We start from the raw sequence: 17683 nt of genomic DNA, 5'->3' as shown, positions 1-17683 counted from the left end.
GCGACTAATAATCGTCGCCGCCCTTCCCACTTAGCAAGCGACTGATGAGCTCCGGCGGGTACCCGCGATAGCTCAGAAAGCGCATCTGCTGGCCGCGTTCCCGGGCGTCTCTGGGCAACTGCCCGGCGAACTTTCGCTGCCAGGACTCTTCCAGCTTTTCTCGCCAATCGACACCGCACTCCCGCAGCGCTTGCTCAATATCGGAACGTTGCAGACCTCGCTGCCCCAGTTCTTCACGAATGCGCAAAGGGCCATAGCCGGACCGGGCACGGTAGGAGACAAAACTTTCGAGGTAACGGGATTCTGAAAGCAAACCCTCTTCCGTCAAACGGTCGAGGGCGGCTTCAATCATTTCAGGCGGGGCGCCGCGCTGACGCAGTTTACGCGTCAGCTCGACTCGACCGTGCTCGCGACGTGCGAGCAGGTCCATTGCGGTACGCCGTACGGCGACGGGCGTATCAAGCACTACCGGCATGACGGCGACAATCAGAGATCGGCGTCAGCTTCGACTTCAGCCATGTCGTCTTCGGCAACGCGGGACGACTGGGCTTTGACATCAGGTGCGGCGGTCAACAGCTTCTCGCGGATCTGCTTCTCCAGGGTCGCACCGATCTCCGGGTTGTCCTGCAGGAACTTGGCCGAGTTGGCCTTGCCCTGGCCGATCTTGCTGCCTTGGTAGCTGTACCAGGCACCGGATTTCTCCAGCAGACCGTGAAGCACGCCCAGGTCGATGATCTCGCCGTTACGGTAGATGCCCTTGCCGTACAAAATCTGGAATTCAGCCTGACGGAACGGAGGCGCTACTTTGTTCTTCACGACCTTGACGCGGGTTTCGCTGCCCACCACTTCGTCGCCTTCTTTCACCGCGCCGGTACGGCGGATGTCCAGACGAACCGAGGCGTAGAACTTCAGCGCGTTACCACCGGTGGTGGTTTCCGGGCTGCCGAACATGACACCGATTTTCATACGGATCTGGTTAATGAAGATAACCAGGCAGTTGGCGTTCTTGATGTTACCGGTGATCTTACGCAGCGCCTGAGACATCAGACGGGCTTGCAGGCCGACGTGCATGTCGCCCATTTCGCCTTCGATTTCAGCCTTTGGCACCAACGCGGCAACGGAGTCGACGACGATGACGTCAATTGCGTTGGAGCGCACCAGCATGTCGGTGATTTCCAGCGCCTGTTCACCGGTGTCCGGCTGCGAAACCAGCAGGTCGTCAACATTGACGCCCAGTTTGCCGGCGTACTCTGGGTCAAGTGCGTGCTCGGCGTCGACGAACGCACACGTCGCGCCCATCTTTTGTGCTTCGGCGATGACCGACAGGGTCAACGTGGTTTTACCGGAAGACTCAGGACCGTAGATTTCAACGATCCGGCCTTTTGGCAGGCCGCCAATACCCAGCGCGATATCGAGACCAAGCGAGCCGGTGGAGATAGCAGGAATAGCCTGGCGGTCATGGTCACCCATGCGCATCACGGCGCCTTTGCCGAACTGACGCTCGATCTGACCCAAGGCCGCAGCCAAGGCTTTCTTCTTGTTGTCGTCCATTGAAGTCCTCTCGTAATCGGTTAGGCCTGATGGCCGATATAACTGTATAAGTAGACAGTATTATTCCACAGGGTTAGGCGCGCGCCTACCCCTGATTTGGTATTTCTCCGCGACTGAGCTGGATCAGCCCCTCTAGCGCGGCCTTCACCGTTTGTCGGCGCACCGCATCACGGTCGCCGGCAAACTGAAAGCGCTGCGCAATCAACCGTTGCGCAGCACCCCAGCAAATCCAGACGGTGCCCACCGGCTTCTCTGCAGAACCTCCATCGGGGCCCGCAACACCGCTGACCGCGACCGAAAATTGCGCCGAACTGTGGAGTTGAGCACCCAGGGCCATGGCCTCGACCACCTCCCGGCTGACTGCGCCCACCTGACTGAACAACGCTTCAGGCACATTCAGTTGTTGCGTCTTCTGGCGGTTGGAATATGTAACGTACCCCGCCTCGAACCAGGCCGAACTGCCCGGAATACGCGTGATCGCTTCAGCGATCCCGCCACCGGTACAGGATTCAGCGGTGCTGACCTGCGCACCTGACTCACGCAGGCACTGACCCAGCGTGACAGCCAGTTGAGTGATGTCGTCCACGAAACGCTCCTCTATCGATCACACAATGGGCACACGCTACACGAGCGTTGCTCATGCGCAAGACGACGCGTGACTGAAACCCCGGCCACGCGTGCTCCCGTCACCTAGGTGCGCTCCTGTTTTTCGGGGCATCGTTTCCTGACGGTTTCGATGATGGTTTCCCGAGGCCGCCGACGCGCTTCCTCGAGGGTGATAAAACGTCCGTTGGTGGAATCCCTTCCGCGTTTACGTCGCATACATAAAGTCCTTTTTGGAAATGCCTGCCCGGAATCGGACAGCAGCCTCGACAGCCTAGACAGGCCTGAGCGCCTTGTGTCGCTTCGGAAACGTGAGGCAACGAATAACCCGAACCTGCGGCCTGCGAACGTGCGTGGTAACCTTGCGCCCATCGAAAAAGCAATCGGATCTGACGTCGGCCCACGTAGGTGGAGTTCCACGCGACGCTCCTCATTTGCCTCAATCTCCCAACGAATTTGCCTAAATAACTGATGAATAAAGCAATTTCCGACCTCTCTTCGCACACCCCCATTGTGCTCGGGTATTAGCGTAAAAACTGTCTGTAGGCCTCACAAGATATGGCCTGCAGGCGGATATCGGAGGAAGTTGCACAACGCTCGAAGGGCATAAAATGGCATAGGATGGCGTACGGATTGCCCCATTTTTGCCCCATGCTTTTAAACGAAGCTTCACCTGGTAATCGTCACTTCAGCGACAGAAACCTGCGCGTCACGAGGTCTAATGGAAAATTACAAATTCCTGTACGAGCTTTCCAAAAAAGCGTTGGACGAAGAGCTTGACCGATATAAAAAGCTGGATGAGAAAGCCAGTCGCTTTTTAAGCATCCTAAGCATCGGGATCGTTGCCTACACGGCACTCATCAACGCAGCATCCTCAAAACTACGAGAGATGAGCTCCCTGGGCTTCACAGGGTGGGCATTTTTGACACTCACAGGACTGACCTTTATTGCGCTCTTCTCCGTGTGGTTTCGTATCTTCAACAGCATCAAACTGTCGGACAGCCCCACAGTCGCCATTGGTAAAACCGTGAATGTGCTGGCTGAGGAGGAGGAGCTGATCACTATGTACAGCCTCCTCGCAGAATCTTGCCAAGATGCATTGCAGCTGGCGAGACCAGTGCTTAAGGCAAAGACAGACTATTTAGAAAGTGCGTACAGAGAAATATTTTGCTCAACATGCCTACTAGGCATGAGCCTTGTGCTTTACTTCTGGATCGCAGCATTTCCCAACGGAGTAGGAATATGACCGACGAAAAAAAAGCTGACGCTAAGCCGGTGGAAAAGCCGAAGCCAAACCCAGCCGCAAAAAAACCAGAGATTATAATGGTCCTTAACCACGCTGAAAAGATTAATAAGCGCTGATTGTCACCCTCGCCGTCTGCTTCCCAAGTCGATGGCGAGGGTAAGACTCCCTTCACCGCTCCAAACTCTTCTAAGGGTTTCCAACGGGCACGTACAAATCAGATGTCCGCCAGAGTTTCCGCCTCCTGCTCACCAGCGGCACATAACCGCACCCCGCCCCGATCAGACTAGAATTCTTCCCCGTCAGCCCGCTGGCATTCCGTTTTCCCGTTAGATATTTCCATCTTCCTGAAACTCCGCAAGCTCAGCCTCCACCCAATTTACCTGCCGGAGAGCTTGAGTTGGTATCCACTCCATTTTGAAGGTTACAGGACCTGTTCTGGCTCCGGCCTCTGCCGGCGTATTAAAAAAGCAAAATATGTCCTCTGGACTATTAGTTCCAATCAGCTGACAAACCCAAGAATAACTTTGCCGAACCACAGTCGCCTTGTTACTTACATATAGCGAAAGATAAATTCGCTTTAACGACTCCAAATTTTCATCCACGATACCAACGAGATAAATCGGGCCCTCACATTCCTGTAGATCTTTTTTTACAAATGCCCCCCATTCATCGTACACGGACAGCAAAGTTCCGGGCGACATAGTCAAGTCAATATTGATCCCAACGCCAGGCTCGTGCTGCACTGCAAACTCGACTGGCGGAATCCCGCAATGCTGGACATAGTTACGCAGCTTATAAAGAAGCCTGTAAGAGATACGCTCATCATGCTCTCGCGCAGTCAGCAACTTAAAGTAAGCTAGCTGATCGGACTTCTTCCCATATTCACGAGCTAGGGAAGTTTGCGTATGATCTAAGAAGGTCCTCGTAGCAGCGAGATACGACAATAATAGACGACCTGAAGTGAATGCGAGGGGATCGAAGACGCTTTGATTGAGCATCTCTTTGGCAGAGGCCAAATTTTCTGCAACTTTCTCAAGATGACTCATAAAATCATCATAGGACTCCACCACCATGCGGAGCAAATCGAATTCGTTTGAAAATGCCCTAATTACGTTACGATGCTCCTGATATTCCTTGTATTGAATATCATCAACCTCCCCCATAGACGATACCGTATTCCCAATAACTTTCGCTAATTCTCGACTATCGGCCATGCGCTTTTACACTCCATATTTTATTAAAAAAGTCCATCGAGCATTCCTGGCGTCCAGTTCATTATTAACAGTTCACTAGAAACTTTAGCAGAATTAGTCCGCCGATTAGAATTTGAATAGTTAATTTCCAATGATTCAGTGTGAAACCCTTCAAAAACCCGCCGAATCTGTGGATGGTCATTTATGCTAACCATGACTTTCCCCCTGCTCCTACGCATAAATTCAGCCATCCGCTCGTAGTTGTCGAAGGCGAAGTCTACGCCGTAACCCGCCGTGGTCCAGTAAGGCGGATCCATGTAATGGAAGGTATGAGGACGATCGTAACGCTCCGCGCATTCAAGCCAAGGCAGATTTTCGACATGCGTGCCCGCAAGCCGCTGCCAAGCTGCCGATAAATTTTCTTCAATCCGAAGCAGGTTGATGGCCGGGCCAGTCGTGGCCGTGCCGAACGTCTGCCCCGAAACTTTTCCCCCAAACGCATGCTGCTGCAAGTAGAAAAAACGCGCAGCGCGCTGGATGTCCGTGAGCGTTTCCGGGCGAGTCATCTTTTGCCATTCGAAGATCTGACGCGAGCTGAGCGCCCACTTGAACTGCCGAATAAATTCTTCAAGGTGATTTTGGACAACGCGATACAGCGTCACCAGGTCGCCATTGATGTCGTTTAAGACCTCGACGGGCGCCGCTTGGGGCCGCATGAAAAAGAGGGCCGCGCCTCCAGCGAATACTTCAACGTAGCATTCGTGTGGCGGGAAAAGAGGGATGAGACGGTCGGCAAGACGGCGCTTGCCGCCCATCCAAGGGACGATAGGACTGGACATGAATTACGACCTTTACTGTATGGATAAACAGTTGTTAGACTCTGCCTTGCTTTGTGCACAAGGCAGGAGACGTGGCTGAACTTGCAGTAAAGGGCTGCGGGTTTGGTGATCGGCCAGGGTGTTAGCGCACCTTGGCCGATCGCTCCTTTCACTAATCGACTCCGAGGTATTGGAGCCATGGGTATTGATGCTGACAAAGATTGCTGGACGGACGAATTCACGCGCGAAGAGATGCTCGAGCAGCAATCCCGGTTACTCATTGAAGAGTGCCGCACGCTTCAGGTTGATCTGAGCCGGTGCAGGAAGAACATCGCGATGCTGATCGATATGAACATCGCTTTGGCTTCACAGCGTGACCAGCTGCGCGCCGAACTGAAGGGGATTTGAGCGAATTAGCATTGGCTGCCCGCTTTGGCTTCGCCGGCTTCCGCCTGAAATACCGGACAGGCATTACAGGAGAAGCGTTGTGACGAATGATACTGCTCATCCAAAACTTCCAGACGATTGCATATCGATCCCGGTTTACGACGGGAGCGACATCCGCATGCTGCACTGGACAAAGCATTGGTCATTGATTGCCGGTGGCCGGATAGGCTGCACAAAGTGCGCTGCCACCCAACCCGCCAGTAAAAACTTTGAGCCTTTCGTGCATCAAGACATTTGCCCGAATTGGGCATGGCGAGATCAATACCCTTGGGCCAGCCTGCGGGAGATTCTCTCCGAGCTGCCAGTAGAAGAATTCCAATGGCCGACAGGACCGCTTTGTCCGGTGTAACTAATTACCGCTCCCTTGCCCGCAGAGAGCTATACGACCGCTCGCAGGCCAGACCTGCTATTCGGGCTGCGTCATAAGCTTTCGCCAGCTCTCCCGCTCGTTCGTCAGCCCTTTGGAACATGTCGGAGAGCACCATTGCGGCGCGGGTGGCTGATGCGCTTCGGCGGGCAGCTCCGGGATCGACGGGGGCGCAGCTTGCTCCAACAGCAAAGGCTCCAGCTTGCTTGCGCACCCGGTCACCAGCAGCATCAGCCCCAGCATCATCAGCAACTGCAGACTTCGTTTGTTCTCGCGCATCTTTTCCCACCTGGTTAATCGCCGCTTGCCGGCGTTGCTCTTCATTCCGATTGATTGTTGTCGCTGCTGCGAGGCCCTTTGCCTGCAAGGCCTGCTGGTCGGCGGCCTTGGCTTCCCAGCGAGTGTCGGCAACCGACTCACCATGGCTATAAGCGCCGTAGAGGACGACGGAGATTGCGATCAGTACCGACAACGCACTGCCGATTTTCAGGTAAAGCGCACCTGCAGGACTCATGGCACATCCTTGAAAAAAATGTGATTGCCCAGGGTGAGCGTCTTTTTCGCACCATTCGCCCACTTCGGCGCCGACGGCATGCTGGCCGCGTAATAGTGAGTCGCCCCATTGGTTGGGTCCGCCACCTTCCCGTCAATCACCTGGTCGGCCGCGATCCGGCACTGCGCCAGCTCACGGAACGGAATCTGCTTCGCGCCCGTCAGGAACGGTTGATTCGGATCGCCCTTGTTCCAGCAGCTGAACTGGTACGGCTTCTGGCAAACGCCGGCGTAGCCTTCGCCCCACCACGACTTCTCTTTGCCATCCTCGACCCGGTTCCGGATCGACCAGGCCACGGCCACCATACCGGCTAGCCCTTCCCCGCGGGCCTCACCCCACAGCGTGCGCGCCAGCACATCACGATCTTTATCGGTAACAGACATTCACTTTTCTCCAGGCGAAAAAAAGCCCGCGCGCGGCGGGCTGTGCTTAAACTGACGATTACAAATACATTCAGAAATTCGTAACCAAGGATTGTCAGGGTATTGATCATGAGCCAAACGATCGAATACGTAATATATGGAGTTCAAGCTGAGAAAGACTGGAAGGATTGGGTTACGCTCGCGTTAACGGCGATGCCTGCATTCATCGCCCTATGGTTTACATGGAGCCAGAATAACGCAACAAAAAAACACAATCGACTGTCAGTAACTCCCCACCTTGATTCTATGACACATACAACACTGCTTGAGAACTCATACATTTATAAATATTCGATTACTAATAATGGAGTCGGCCCAGCCATCCTTGTGGAGGCTAAAATAACTATTGATGGCGTAGAAATTGATACCGATGAAACTTTGCCAGATGCGGTTAGAAAACTCTTAGCAGGCATACGAGATGATCAGTTCTCACATCAATCTGTCGCAATTGGATCATTCATATCACCTGGAACAACGATTGAGATTGTCTCAATAACTTGCGCGAGCAAAGAGATTCTTGAACAGGTCAAGAACAAGGCACGCCTTCGAGCGCACATCTTTCTTCGGTATAAATCTATATATGGTGAGGAAAAGACATTCGACTCTATGCACAACTAGGGTATTTGGTTAAGCGGTGTAACGTTTACACCCTCCGAGCCTGACGCCAAGCCAGAAGAGCCATGCACGCCACCGAGCAACACCCTCGGCGCGCAACGCGCGGTAGAGAACGGCGTCCGCTTCTTTTCGGCCGACCGCACCAGTCGTGTACAGCCAGTCGTGCACGGTGGCAGCGTAGTTGCCGTAACCTGACACCAAGGCGAACAGTACGAACAGGAACGCGTTGTGCAGCACCTTGATGCTGGCGAAGTCGGTGGTGAATCCCGCAGGGACGGTAATAAAGCGCTGATCCTCATCGGCCAGCACCAGGTCATCGAGCAGCGTGTGCGTCCACTTGCCGACCTGTTCGGTTTTCAGGGTGGTGGTGAATCGGCTCATGCTGGCAGATCCAGCGTCGGCAGCTCTTGAAGAAACGCATCTACGGATGGTTGCTCCCGCTCACCGGCTTTCACAGCCGCCAACTGCTCGTAGGCGTACGCCCAAACCATTGAGCGCCAGGCGCGGAACGCCTTTCCATCTTTCTGGAATTTTGGGACGGCAGGCTCCTCGGCGTAACTGATGGCGGTGGAAATACTGTCGTACCCCCTGTCCTGAGCCGCGCCATTCAGTTTGGCCTGGACTGCTTGCTCATATAGCGACGTCAGCTCGGACTCGGACGGAGGCACGATGGTCCAGCCGCGGATGACACGATCACCCTCGCGCCGAACCTCGCCTGCCTCGACATGCTCACCCAGTCCTAATTGAGGGACCGGATCGTATTCCAAGACGACGTAACCGAAGTCTGAAAGAGTTTCAGAGGACAGGTCAGGCGGAAAGCTGGTATCCGGAAATTCACCCTGAAGTTGATACACATCAATGACACTTAGCGTCTCTAAATTGGCAAACATGTGAACCCCTTAAATTTTGATCGCTCTGACAAGACGGCACCTGAGCCCTGACGTTTTCGATAGATGTGACATGTATCCCGCGTTCATGTCTTGGTACCAACCCTCAGTGGTTGGATATTCAGTTGAGGACCAATAACCGTCATTCACGAAAGCTTCGCTGCCGCCTGTTTGAAATTGAACAGCAGATGTTTGTGCTGGATTAGTTGCCGTGTATTCAGGAGTGTTGGGGTCTGCAAAGCGGTTACTCGTAATGCCCAAGCTGTTCGTGGCGTTAGCGGCAGTGCTCGTCTTTAGATTACGGTAAACCATTTCCAACTGATAACGTGCCGGAATAAACCAGTCTGTGTAGCCATTGATGCCGCCACCGTTATTCACTTGCATCATGAAATCTGCGATCGGATGAACATCAACTCCAGCGGCTACAAGGGCAGCGCTGTTCGCCGCGCCATCCCAAGCGCTACCCGCAGCAGCGCTAGATGTGGAAGACAACTTGTAAGAAAGCCTGTTCGGCCATTCGCCAGTGGCCTTCGGTGCGACAATCAGGGCGTACTTGACCCCGTCATCACCGATCAGCCGACCAACGTAATAGCCGCCGCCGAAGGGAGTGCCTGCAATCGACGGTAAAGATCCTCTGGACATCAGAGCCGCACGACCTAGCCTCATGTGGATGCTCCAACTCTGCCGTACCAGTTCGCAGGTGAGCCGACTGTACTAAAAATATACTCGACCACCTGATTCGCTGCGGGAGTTTGCGGGGCGATACCACCAGGCGTGAGCCAGGTAATACCGCCGAACCATGTTATGGTCCGAGGGGTGCTCCCCTGCCTGATTCGAACAACAATGGTAATTGTCTCGCCAGCCAAGCTCGGAATATTTGATATTGAAAATGTCGTATTAACGGTTAGCCCATAGTCAAAGATTGAGTACAGGGAGAGATCCAACGCTTGAGCAGCGGACGCGGAAGCTGTTATCGATTTATCAAGGTACTTTGGAATACTCAGCGTATCGGACCACTCGCGCTGAGTTGAATTGGATTCCCCAGTGGTCAAAGGTTTACGGGAAAGCCCTGTCACTGAAGGCAGGGTTAATTCTAGCCAATCGGTCCAGGTACCACCGACGTTGCGCCGGGTATGGATCTTGTTTGCGGCTTCCTCGAACCACATTTGAGTAATACGAGCATCAGCTTGGTAGGCCCGGCCGGAGTTTAGAAACACACCTCTATCGGCGCCGGGCGGTTTCGTGCCCGTCGTATTGGGTCCAAACGAAAACCAACCATTCCCCAGCAAAAGACTATCAATGCTGGGAGTGTCCGACATCAATCCAGCGTCTTTGATGCCGTGAGCGACGACCGATACGTTATCGACCAAATTGAGACCAATATCCGCTTTGTTCAGCACCGGCGCGCCAGTCTTTCCGTTGACGCTTGTAACCGGACCGCTTGCGATGCTGTCCGCTGCGGCTTTCGCGCGCACGGCCGAGGCCTCGGAGTTCGTGGCGCTGGTGGCCGCCGCCGAAGCACTACCAGCAGCAGCGTTTTTGGAACTGTTGGCCGCAGTTGCCGAATTTGCCGCGTTAGTTTCGCTTGTCGCTGCGTTCGTTTTCGAGGTGTTCGCGGCAGAGGCCGAGTTCGCCGCGTTGCTCGCGCTCGTCGCAGCGTTGCCGGCACTCGTCGCGGCGGCGTTCTTCGAGGAGTTCGCCGCAGATGCACTGCTGTCCGCTGCAGACGCGACCTGATTTACTTCCACCGAGAATTGAGGGAGTAGTTGCGCGAAAAAAGTATCAGTATCTGTTTTAAACGTTGCCGCCGTCCGATCCAGAAACGGAAGTGGGGTGACTGCCATTAGATAAGGCCCTCGATATCAAGCGAGCAGAGGTGGTAATCCGGGTAGGAGATGTCGATGTTGAAGCTGGAGAAAAAGCCGTAGATCAGCAGCGGCTCATAGCCGGGCTCTTCCGTCCCGATGTACACGCAAGGCGTTGCCCGAAGCGCCGCCAGCGTCCGGTAAATGCGATTGAAGGTGCCGAGGGTGGTCATCATCGTGAAGCTGCCCCGCTTGCTGTAGGCTCGCTGAGTGATCACGGTGTTGCCAAAGGCATCACGTTCTTTTCGGCTGTAGTCGTCAATCCCGACCCGGGCGCCGTATTGGGTTTCTCCTAGATCGCTGATCAGGCCTGGCTTGATGACTCCAATCGAGGCCGGGCCGCTTGTTGATGTGACCGTAATGGACAGTTCCGCGCTGGCGTATTGACCAGGCAGATCCGTCACGACGATATCGCTGCGTAAGTCGAGGTCGCCGAAGAACCAATCAAACACCGTCTCGATGTCTGTTACCTCGAGATCGATCCTCTTTTGATAGACGACGGCGCCTCCCGAACCGTCCTTCATCACCAAGTCAACATACCGGCCCCTCATTTCAAACAGGGCCAAACTGTCGGTAAAGCCAACGCTGAGCACGTAGCTGAGAGGCGACGTGCCAGTTGCCAGCGTCCCAACGACATCGTCGAACGGCGCCCATCGATTGGTAGGCCCAACGTCCATCCAGACTGGCGGGCTGCTGGTATCGACTTCTGGAGCAACGGTTCCCGCCCCTGCAACCAACCGCTCATATACCCTGTGGACCTTGGTTCTTATCACCCTGGCACCAATTGCATAGGTGACCCCAGACGCCCAAGCCGGATAGTCATTCTCCGCAACCGATGTACTGAGCATCATCAGGTCAGTGATGACGTGTGGCTTGATGACCTTCATGCGAGTTCCTTCGTGAGCATGGCGTTGCCGCCGTCTGTTACCCGGTCCACGACTCTTCCGAGCTTGCTTGCACTGACAGCGCTGGATTGAGTGTTGGCCTTGATACTTTCCAGTTCCAAACGCAGCGCGCGCAGCTCCGCCAGGACAGCGCCGTTATCGCCCCTACCCTGCAACATCGCGGCAGTCTGAGAAGCGCTATAGATGCGGCTCGGACCTGTCACCTCCAGTTCAGGACCGTTCTCACCGACGAGGCGGAGACCGCCGCCAAAGTCACCTCCGGAGGCGTAACCCGGAATCTTGATCGATTCCCCGTTCTTCCTGCCGGCCTTGATCAGGTCGGCCAGTAACCGGTCATAGGTGAGGGTTCCGTTCTGTAAGGCATCGGTCCAGAACCTCAGACCGCCCTCATCTGCATCGCGACCAAAGGCCGTCTGATAAGCGGTGTGGACCAAGCTGGCATTGTTTTCCCAGGTGTTGCCGGATGCGCTGCCGGTACCGGTTGAAGGCAACGTCGCCAAAGCTGCCACTACCGCCGCGTTCATCCGGTTCACCGCATCCGCTACTGAAAGCACGGAGGTATCAACGCCGTTGAGCGCGTCGATCTGGGCCTGCCCGATGGCCAGCTGTGTTTCGTACTGGGCCATCTGGGCGTCATAGGCTTTCTTCGCTTGGTCAAGCTGATCCTGCAACGCCTTCGCTGACTTCTCGGCATTCGTCAGTTGTTTGCCGTTGAGCGCTTCCAACTGGCTGACAACGTTCGCGGTGCGGCCCTGATCGCGATTGAAGTCCTCAAGCGACGAATACAGGTCGGTGCTGTTGCTGCTGACAGTATCCAGTGCATCGCTCAAGCCGCTGAAACCAGCCAACGAGCCTCCGGCCTGGGCAATCGCCAAAGCCGAACGCAACGTGGCCTGAGCCTGGCTGCGCAGCATCTTTACCGCATCGTCCGAGTTGCCGCGCAACGCTTTCAGCGCCGTGCCGAGGTCATTGCTGACGCCGGTCAAATCGGTGATGTTGGTGTTCACCGTGCTGAGCATGTCGTTCAGCGAGGCGGTGCGAGCGTTGTACGCGTCGGTTGTCGCTTTCTGCTGGGAGCTGATTGCACGTTGCAACGCGCTGTACCCGTCTGATGCCCCTTTCATCAGCGCATCGGCAATCTTCTTCGCGGCGTCTGCGGCTGCCTGCGCCGCATCTGCGGATGCCTGGCTCGCGGCCTGAGCCGCTTCCTCAGCCGCTTGCTGAGCGGCTTTGGCTTTCTGATCGAGCGTCGAGTAGTACGAGTCGGCGTTCTGGGCCAGACCTACCAGCGTGGCAAACATCGCTTGGCCGGCGGCCGTCGTGACGTCGATGTCTTCGACCATGTCCCGATACGCAGAGCGCGTGTCGGGCAGCTGCAGGCCGAAACCGGCGAATGCGTCTTTGAGGCTTTTGGTCAGATCGGCAAACTGCTCATCGGCAGTGAAGAACGCCTGGTAATAGGTGCCCACTGCTTTGTTCAGTGCGTCGACCTTGTCCTTGGCCGAGGCAGTCGCCGTGTCAAGGTTGGACATCGCGCCGACCATATCGAGGATCGCGTCAGAAGCCATCAGCCCCGTGTTGTCGAGTTTCAGACCGTTAACGTTGATCAGCGACAACGCATCGTTCACCCCGTTGAAGCGAGTGAACACGCCCTCGATCGCCTTGATCACCTCATCGGCTGTCGTGTCCCAACTGCCAGCGAAGTCGGTGAACTGAGCTTTGAAGTAATCCGGCAACGACTTCGAACTGACGATAGCCTTCGCGAGGAAGGTGCCCATGACGTCGTCGTAGTTGTGTTGTAACGCCTCGGCGGCGTCAGCGGCGTTGAACTGCTGATGAATGTCCAGCCCGACACCTGTACCGTCATCAAGCGTCGCGCCGAACGTAGTCGAATACTTACCTGAGGTTTTGCGCACCTGCATCATGTCGTAGGCATAGACGTCCGCGCCGTTGCCCAGCACGTCGTAAATCATGCCCAGCGTGCTGCTGAACTTGGCTACCGTCGCATCCATCTGTGCATCGACGCTGCTGCCGTATTTCGGTGCCTTCGTCTGCCAGCCTTGGACGATACCGCCCGACCGGTACACACCGTTCGAGTACGTGCCCTGCCCCGATGTGCTGAGATCTGCGTATTTCTCGCCGCTGCCGAAAAGTTTGCCGGATACGAACGATCCGATAGCCGCACCGATTGCAGCACCTGCAGCGGCGCCCAAAGGGCCGACAAAGGAGCCCACGATAGCGCCGCCTGTTGCGAAACCAGCGGTAGTCGCACCGCCCTTAATACCGTAGTTCTGGAACGAACTGATAACCGAGTAGGCCGCGCCGATGTAGCTGACTGCACTGCTGAGAGATGCCAGGGTGGACGAAGCGTTAGCCGCGCCGACCCAGCTTTGCATCGCTGCGCCGGTGTACCCGGCCTGAGTTGAGCCAGCGGCCAAGCTTGCTGCAGCACTGCTGGCCGTTGCAGACCCAGCAGTGAACGCGCCGGTAATAGCGGAACTGATGTAGCTGGCTCCGTTGCTAAACGCACCTTGGATACCGCCCAAGATACCGTTGCTGCCGTTCCAGCCTGCCATAACAGCCTGGCCGAATTTGCTGCCAGCAACCGAGATGACAGAGCCGGCGTTGTTCAGCAGAGAGGTAATCCCCCCACCGCTGCCGGAGCCAATATCGCCAAAGAATCCAGAAGACTGAGCAGCGGCACCGCCGATCCCGAGCGCACTCGCAAACTGCACGATGATTGGCTTGGTGATCGCCATATGCAGCATTTCAGCAAGGAACTGACGGAAGCTGTCTTTGAGCGTGTCCATGAAGCTCCCGGACTTGCTCAGAATCGACTTCCACATGTCCGCAAAGGCTTCATCAATACGGTCAACGGCGCCTTCCGTAAACTTGCCCCACGCGGTGGCCGACTGCTGGTTTTGTTGGTACTCCTGACCCAGCCTTTGCAACGCATCGCGGTATGCATCCGCGCGCTCCGGGTAAAGCTCCATTGCTTTAGAAAGCGCCGCCTGCTCTTCCGTGTATTCGCGCAGTAATTTGCTTGAGGGATACAGACGGTCAATGATGCTGCCAGCATCCGACGCCTGCTGAGCGACTTTTATTGCGTCCTGCTGAGCTTTGGTTGCTGCCAGCAATTGCTGATATTCCTGGCTGCCAATCTCAATATTCTTACCCGCGAGCGCGACCTGCATAGCCTTCTGAACGTTGTACTGCTCAAGTGCTGCGGTGCCTCGCAACGTGGCCTGCGCCTGGGCGAGCAAATTCGCCGTCTCCGTGCCCAGGTCGTACGCGGCCTTACTGACTGCAAGGCGATCTTGCGCGTCCATTTGCGCCTTGATCTTCGACACCACCTCGTCGCGAGCACTAGCCCCGGTTTTAAGCAGCGCCTCTTCGACCTTCTGCTGTTCGGCGAACTCGCGCGTCTTGTCAGCCCCCGAAAGGTACGCAGCGGCCAATCCTGTAGCCGAGCTGATGGCGATGTCGGCCTGCGCCTTGAGGTCCGCGAGCGCCTTGCGGCGGCTCTCATCTTCAGAGGCTGCTTTTTTTGTTGCAGCGGTTGCAGCATTGGTGGCTTCAGTCGCCGCCTTATCAGCGTCCTTTTGCGCATCGATCGCTTTGGCACGCTCCAGAATCTTGGCAGCGAGCAAGCTTTCAGCCGGGATTTTGTTCTCGGTGATAAAGGTGTTGGCTTGCTCAACAGCCGTTTTGTCCTTGAGCTTCGTGAGCTGCTGATCCAGCGTGCCGAGGTATTTGTTTGCTGCCTCGTTGGCAACGCGGTCCGCTTCAGTTTTATCCTGAGTGGGCTTTACCGTCCCGCTCATCTCCTGCCGGTAGGCCGACACACGATCCGACAGCTGACCTGTTTTGACGTCAAGCGTGCTGACCTGACCAGCAGCTTCGCGCAGCGTCCGCATTCCCTCCTCGGGAACATGGAACCGTTTCTGAATATCGTCGAGCGTGTCCGAGAAGCCTTTGCCAGAATTGCGCGCTGTTTCAAATTCGCCGGCAATCCGCGTGCCCACCGTGCTGCCCAGCACCTGGCGGGTCGTTCGCAGGAAGTCAGTGAAAGCATCCCCTGCTTCGGATGCAGCTTGCTCCTGCTGACGCACTGCGGTAACGATGCTGGCCTGCTGCTGGTCCTTGGTCAGCGCCTGAAATTCTTTGCGCAGCTCTGCAATCGGTCGCTTGAGGTCCTCAAGGCTGGCTCCCGCGTCTTTGGCATTGCCACCCATGGTGAGAAAAGCAATGCCGGCACCGACAGCCAGCGCTGCGAGGCCGGCTGGACCGCCCAGCAGGGCCAGCACGCCTCCCGAAGCGGCCTTCAGCCCAGCCTGTGCAACGGCGACCTGTGCGGTTGCCGCGCGTTCAGCCATCCTCGCTTCGGCCAGTTGCAGCGACAGCTGGGTTTGAACAGCGGTGCCGCGCGCGGCCACAGCTTCTTTTTCCGCCCGAATGACCGCAGTCTGTGCCGCCTGCTGGTTAGCCAACGAAACTTCAACTGCGCTGGCGGCCTGTGCGATGTTTGCCGTCCTGGCCGACATGCTCGCCACAGTGCTGCTGGCGAGGCCAGCCAGATATCCGGCAAATGAGGCAGCAACCTTTCCGCCCATTACCACCGCGAGCACGTTGAAATGCTCCACCAGAAAGCCCACAGCGGAACCGATGGTTTCAAGCGCACCGTTATCAGCCATGTCGGTCAGACGATGGGTGATGCTTTCGATGCTGGGCAGCAATCCCACAACCAACTGGCGCGTCGCCCCGTCGAAGGATCCTTCCAAATTCTTGATGGCGACGTTTGCCTGCACCAGACGATCAACTTGGAAGTCGCTGAGAATCCGTCCGGTTTTTTCCGCCTGATCACCAAACTGCTTGAAGCCTTCACCATTGTTTTTCAGCAGAGGAATCAGCCCGGTCGCCTCATCGGCCATGGCTTCCATATAGGTGGTCATTTGCTGCTGGCTCAGGCCGGCCTTTTCAAGCGTGTTGTAGTAGAGCTGCAGTGCCTGCGGGCCTGAGAGGTTCGCAAACTGCTGCGCGGTCACCCCTACTCGCGGCGCGATCTCCTTAAAGAAATCGGCCATCTCTCCGCCGCCACGCTGGATGAATTCACCCACACGGTCATTAGTGTCCTTGAGGATGTCAGACAGCTTTTCCTGTTCGATACCTACAGTCTTGGCACCGGCAGCCAAGCGCTGAAAGTCTGATACAGAGGTGTTCGAAAGCGCAGCTAAGTTCTTGACCTCCTGAGCGTACTCAGTGGTCTTGGCGGTGATGGCGACCAGACCGGCAACAGAAGCCGCTGCGGCGATACCGAGTCCGGTAAAAGCCGTGCTGACCGCTTTCTGCAAAACACTGGCATTGGCCTCTGTGCGGTCAAAGGCCTTATCGACCTGCCCCAAACTGGAGTCGATCTTGTTTGCGGCCTGAGCTACCGACGCTTCGCCGCGTGCAATTTCCTGGCGCAGTTGAGCGGTGGTGGCCTCAATTCTGACCAACATCCCCTGAACGTCGGCATCAGCCATTTCCTATCCTCCAGGCGTAAAAAACCCGCCGAGGCGGGTGCATGTAATAGCGCTTACGTGGCGGTCTTGCGACTCATGGCCGCGACGCGGAATCCCATCCTCACCTCCTTGGCAACGTTGGCGGCCACAGGCTTCTCGGGCGGTTTCCCGAAGGGATTCGTATCGATCAGGAATTGACGCTTGGAATCCCACGCCATCAGGATTTCGATGACCGGCGCACTCCAAGTCTCCGATGGAGACCAACCCAGCCAACCGGTAGCGATTTTGAATAACTCGTCCACGTAGCTGCCGTTGCCTTCGCGGACTATTCGTTTCCCACGCCGGCCTCTTGCTCAAGTTCTTCCTTGGATTTGCCGCCAGGATTGAGCAGCGCACGCACGAAAGGCACTACCTGCGAGCCGACTTCGTCAACGCCGCCCTCGAAAACAGCCTCTTCGACCGCTTCAAGCTCCTTGCGCTTCGTGGTATCGATCCCGGAGCCTGCGGCGATGACGAATGCAATGCCACCCAGGTTGGCCGAACCAATGACCTGCAGGGCGGGCAGCAATCCGCCAAAACGCCCCTCGATCGCACGCACTGCGCGCAGGGAAGGCTTCAACGTGTAGGTGACAGAGCCAGCGGTGATCTCGGTGGTGCCGTGGTTGGTTTTGGACATGATTAATCTCGGAATGTGGAAAATGAGAACG

General features: G+C 56.1%; 19 protein-coding genes. 4 read left to right on the top strand and 15 right to left on the bottom strand.

Annotated elements, in window-relative coordinates; all coding sequences use genetic code 11:
* Positions 1-4: 4 nt before the first annotated feature.
* From recX to ABDX87_RS20085, 3 genes are all read right to left on the bottom strand, one after another.
* Complete coding sequence (gene recX, locus ABDX87_RS20095) at positions 5-475, bottom strand: recombination regulator RecX (RefSeq protein ID WP_346829456.1); 471 nt, start codon at positions 473-475, stop codon at positions 5-7.
* An 11-nt stretch (positions 476-486) separates the two neighbouring features.
* A complete protein-coding gene (gene recA / locus ABDX87_RS20090; protein ID WP_346829455.1) occupies positions 487-1551 on the bottom strand; it encodes a recombinase RecA in 1065 nt (354 codons plus the stop codon).
* Positions 1552-1636: 85 nt separating this feature from the next.
* On the bottom strand, positions 1637-2137 hold the full coding sequence (locus tag ABDX87_RS20085; protein WP_346829454.1) for a CinA family protein: 501 nt from the start codon (positions 2135-2137) through the stop codon (positions 1637-1639).
* 738 nt (positions 2138-2875) lie between these two features.
* On the opposite strand from ABDX87_RS20085, the gene ABDX87_RS20080 reads away from it, so the two are divergent.
* Positions 2876-3400, top strand: coding sequence for a hypothetical protein (locus ABDX87_RS20080; protein WP_346829453.1), 525 nt, complete (start codon positions 2876-2878; stop codon positions 3398-3400).
* A gap of 326 nt (positions 3401-3726) precedes the next feature.
* Here the strand turns inward: ABDX87_RS20080 and ABDX87_RS20075 are convergent, their stop codons facing one another.
* Positions 3727-4614 carry a hypothetical protein gene (locus ABDX87_RS20075; protein WP_346829452.1) on the bottom strand — a complete coding sequence of 296 codons (888 nt, stop codon included), beginning with the start codon at positions 4612-4614 and terminating at the stop codon, positions 3727-3729.
* Between the two features lie 23 nt (positions 4615-4637).
* Positions 4638-5432 (bottom strand): DNA adenine methylase, encoded by a 795-nt coding sequence (locus ABDX87_RS20070; protein WP_346829451.1) that lies wholly within the window; start codon positions 5430-5432, stop codon positions 4638-4640.
* A gap of 177 nt (positions 5433-5609) precedes the next feature.
* Between ABDX87_RS20070 and ABDX87_RS20065 the strand changes: the two genes are divergently transcribed.
* Complete coding sequence (locus ABDX87_RS20065; RefSeq protein WP_346829450.1) at positions 5610-5819, top strand: hypothetical protein; 210 nt, start codon at positions 5610-5612, stop codon at positions 5817-5819.
* 392 nt (positions 5820-6211) lie between these two features.
* Here ABDX87_RS20065 and ABDX87_RS20060 read toward each other — a convergent pair whose 3' ends face one another.
* Both ABDX87_RS20060 and ABDX87_RS20055 read right to left on the bottom strand, forming a co-directional pair.
* On the bottom strand, positions 6212-6739 hold the full coding sequence (locus ABDX87_RS20060; protein ID WP_346829449.1) for a DUF2514 domain-containing protein: 528 nt from the start codon (positions 6737-6739) through the stop codon (positions 6212-6214).
* Positions 6736-7161, bottom strand: coding sequence for a cell wall hydrolase (locus ABDX87_RS20055; protein WP_346829448.1), 426 nt, complete (start codon positions 7159-7161; stop codon positions 6736-6738). Before ABDX87_RS20055 ends, ABDX87_RS20060 begins: the two co-directional genes overlap by 4 nt.
* Before the next feature lie 108 nt (positions 7162-7269).
* Between ABDX87_RS20055 and ABDX87_RS20050 the strand changes: the two genes are divergently transcribed.
* Entirely contained in the window at positions 7270-7818 is a 549-nt protein-coding gene (locus ABDX87_RS20050) for a hypothetical protein (RefSeq protein WP_346829447.1), read from the top strand.
* Positions 7819-7827: 9 nt separating this feature from the next.
* Here the strand turns inward: ABDX87_RS20050 and ABDX87_RS20045 are convergent, their stop codons facing one another.
* Genes ABDX87_RS20045 through ABDX87_RS20030 form a run of 4 tightly spaced genes read right to left on the bottom strand, consistent with a single transcriptional unit; the run spans position 7828 to position 10102 of the window.
* Positions 7828-8196: a DUF1353 domain-containing protein gene (locus ABDX87_RS20045; protein ID WP_346829446.1), complete on the bottom strand. Its 369-nt coding sequence runs from the start codon at positions 8194-8196 to the stop codon at positions 7828-7830.
* Positions 8193-8705: a hypothetical protein gene (locus ABDX87_RS20040; RefSeq protein WP_346829445.1), complete on the bottom strand. Its 513-nt coding sequence runs from the start codon at positions 8703-8705 to the stop codon at positions 8193-8195. Before ABDX87_RS20040 ends, ABDX87_RS20045 begins: the two co-directional genes overlap by 4 nt.
* Before the next feature lie 9 nt (positions 8706-8714).
* Entirely contained in the window at positions 8715-9368 is a 654-nt protein-coding gene (locus ABDX87_RS20035) for a hypothetical protein (RefSeq protein ID WP_346829444.1), read from the bottom strand.
* Positions 9365-10102 carry a hypothetical protein gene (locus tag ABDX87_RS20030; protein ID WP_346829443.1) on the bottom strand — a complete coding sequence of 246 codons (738 nt, stop codon included), beginning with the start codon at positions 10100-10102 and terminating at the stop codon, positions 9365-9367. Before ABDX87_RS20030 ends, ABDX87_RS20035 begins: the two co-directional genes overlap by 4 nt.
* A 46-nt stretch (positions 10103-10148) precedes the next feature.
* Here ABDX87_RS20030 and ABDX87_RS20025 point away from each other — a divergent pair, with 46 nt between their 5' ends.
* On the top strand, positions 10149-10439 hold the full coding sequence (locus ABDX87_RS20025; RefSeq protein WP_346829442.1) for a hypothetical protein: 291 nt from the start codon (positions 10149-10151) through the stop codon (positions 10437-10439).
* A gap of 106 nt (positions 10440-10545) precedes the next feature.
* On the opposite strand, the gene ABDX87_RS20020 is transcribed toward ABDX87_RS20025, so the two are convergent.
* From ABDX87_RS20020 to ABDX87_RS20005, 4 genes are read right to left on the bottom strand one after another with little or no spacing between them, the layout of a single operon-like run.
* Entirely contained in the window at positions 10546-11454 is a 909-nt protein-coding gene (locus ABDX87_RS20020; RefSeq protein ID WP_346829441.1) for a hypothetical protein, read from the bottom strand.
* Complete coding sequence (locus ABDX87_RS20015) at positions 11451-16997, bottom strand: DUF4214 domain-containing protein (RefSeq protein WP_346829440.1); 5547 nt, start codon at positions 16995-16997, stop codon at positions 11451-11453. The genes ABDX87_RS20020 and ABDX87_RS20015 overlap by 4 nt, the downstream gene beginning before the upstream one ends.
* A gap of 53 nt (positions 16998-17050) precedes the next feature.
* Positions 17051-17278 (bottom strand): hypothetical protein, encoded by a 228-nt coding sequence (locus ABDX87_RS20010; protein ID WP_346829439.1) that lies wholly within the window; start codon positions 17276-17278, stop codon positions 17051-17053.
* A 23-nt stretch (positions 17279-17301) separates the two neighbouring features.
* Entirely contained in the window at positions 17302-17652 is a 351-nt protein-coding gene (locus ABDX87_RS20005) for a hypothetical protein (protein ID WP_346829438.1), read from the bottom strand.
* Positions 17653-17683 lie beyond the last annotated feature (31 nt).

It is taken from the genome of Pseudomonas abietaniphila, assembly GCF_039697315.1.
Taxonomy (GTDB): domain Bacteria; phylum Pseudomonadota; class Gammaproteobacteria; order Pseudomonadales; family Pseudomonadaceae; genus Aquipseudomonas; species Aquipseudomonas abietaniphila_B.
This window is presented reverse-complemented; position numbering and strand designations above follow the sequence as displayed.

Excerpts from the sequence above, each read along its gene's own strand:
- recX (WP_346829456.1), bottom strand. The coding sequence starts at position 475 with ATGCCGGTAGTGCTTGATACGCCCGTCGCCGTACGGCGTACCGCAATG.
- recA (WP_346829455.1), bottom strand. The coding sequence starts at position 1,551 with ATGGACGACAACAAGAAGAAAGCCTTGGCTGCGGCCTTGGGTCAGATC.
- ABDX87_RS20080 (WP_346829453.1), top strand. The coding sequence starts at position 2,876 with ATGGAAAATTACAAATTCCTGTACGAGCTTTCCAAAAAAGCGTTGGAC.
- ABDX87_RS20075 (WP_346829452.1), bottom strand. The coding sequence starts at position 4,614 with ATGGCCGATAGTCGAGAATTAGCGAAAGTTATTGGGAATACGGTATCG.
- ABDX87_RS20070 (WP_346829451.1), bottom strand. The coding sequence starts at position 5,432 with ATGTCCAGTCCTATCGTCCCTTGGATGGGCGGCAAGCGCCGTCTTGCC.
- ABDX87_RS20065 (WP_346829450.1), top strand. The coding sequence starts at position 5,610 with ATGGGTATTGATGCTGACAAAGATTGCTGGACGGACGAATTCACGCGC.
- ABDX87_RS20060 (WP_346829449.1), bottom strand. The coding sequence starts at position 6,739 with ATGAGTCCTGCAGGTGCGCTTTACCTGAAAATCGGCAGTGCGTTGTCG.
- ABDX87_RS20055 (WP_346829448.1), bottom strand. The coding sequence starts at position 7,161 with ATGTCTGTTACCGATAAAGATCGTGATGTGCTGGCGCGCACGCTGTGG.
- ABDX87_RS20050 (WP_346829447.1), top strand. The coding sequence starts at position 7,270 with ATGAGCCAAACGATCGAATACGTAATATATGGAGTTCAAGCTGAGAAA.
- ABDX87_RS20045 (WP_346829446.1), bottom strand. The coding sequence starts at position 8,196 with ATGAGCCGATTCACCACCACCCTGAAAACCGAACAGGTCGGCAAGTGG.
- ABDX87_RS20040 (WP_346829445.1), bottom strand. The coding sequence starts at position 8,705 with ATGTTTGCCAATTTAGAGACGCTAAGTGTCATTGATGTGTATCAACTT.
- ABDX87_RS20035 (WP_346829444.1), bottom strand. The coding sequence starts at position 9,368 with ATGAGGCTAGGTCGTGCGGCTCTGATGTCCAGAGGATCTTTACCGTCG.
- ABDX87_RS20025 (WP_346829442.1), top strand. The coding sequence starts at position 10,149 with ATGCTGTCCGCTGCGGCTTTCGCGCGCACGGCCGAGGCCTCGGAGTTC.
- ABDX87_RS20020 (WP_346829441.1), bottom strand. The coding sequence starts at position 11,454 with ATGAAGGTCATCAAGCCACACGTCATCACTGACCTGATGATGCTCAGT.
- ABDX87_RS20015 (WP_346829440.1), bottom strand. The coding sequence starts at position 16,997 with ATGGCTGATGCCGACGTTCAGGGGATGTTGGTCAGAATTGAGGCCACC.
- ABDX87_RS20005 (WP_346829438.1), bottom strand. The coding sequence starts at position 17,652 with ATGTCCAAAACCAACCACGGCACCACCGAGATCACCGCTGGCTCTGTC.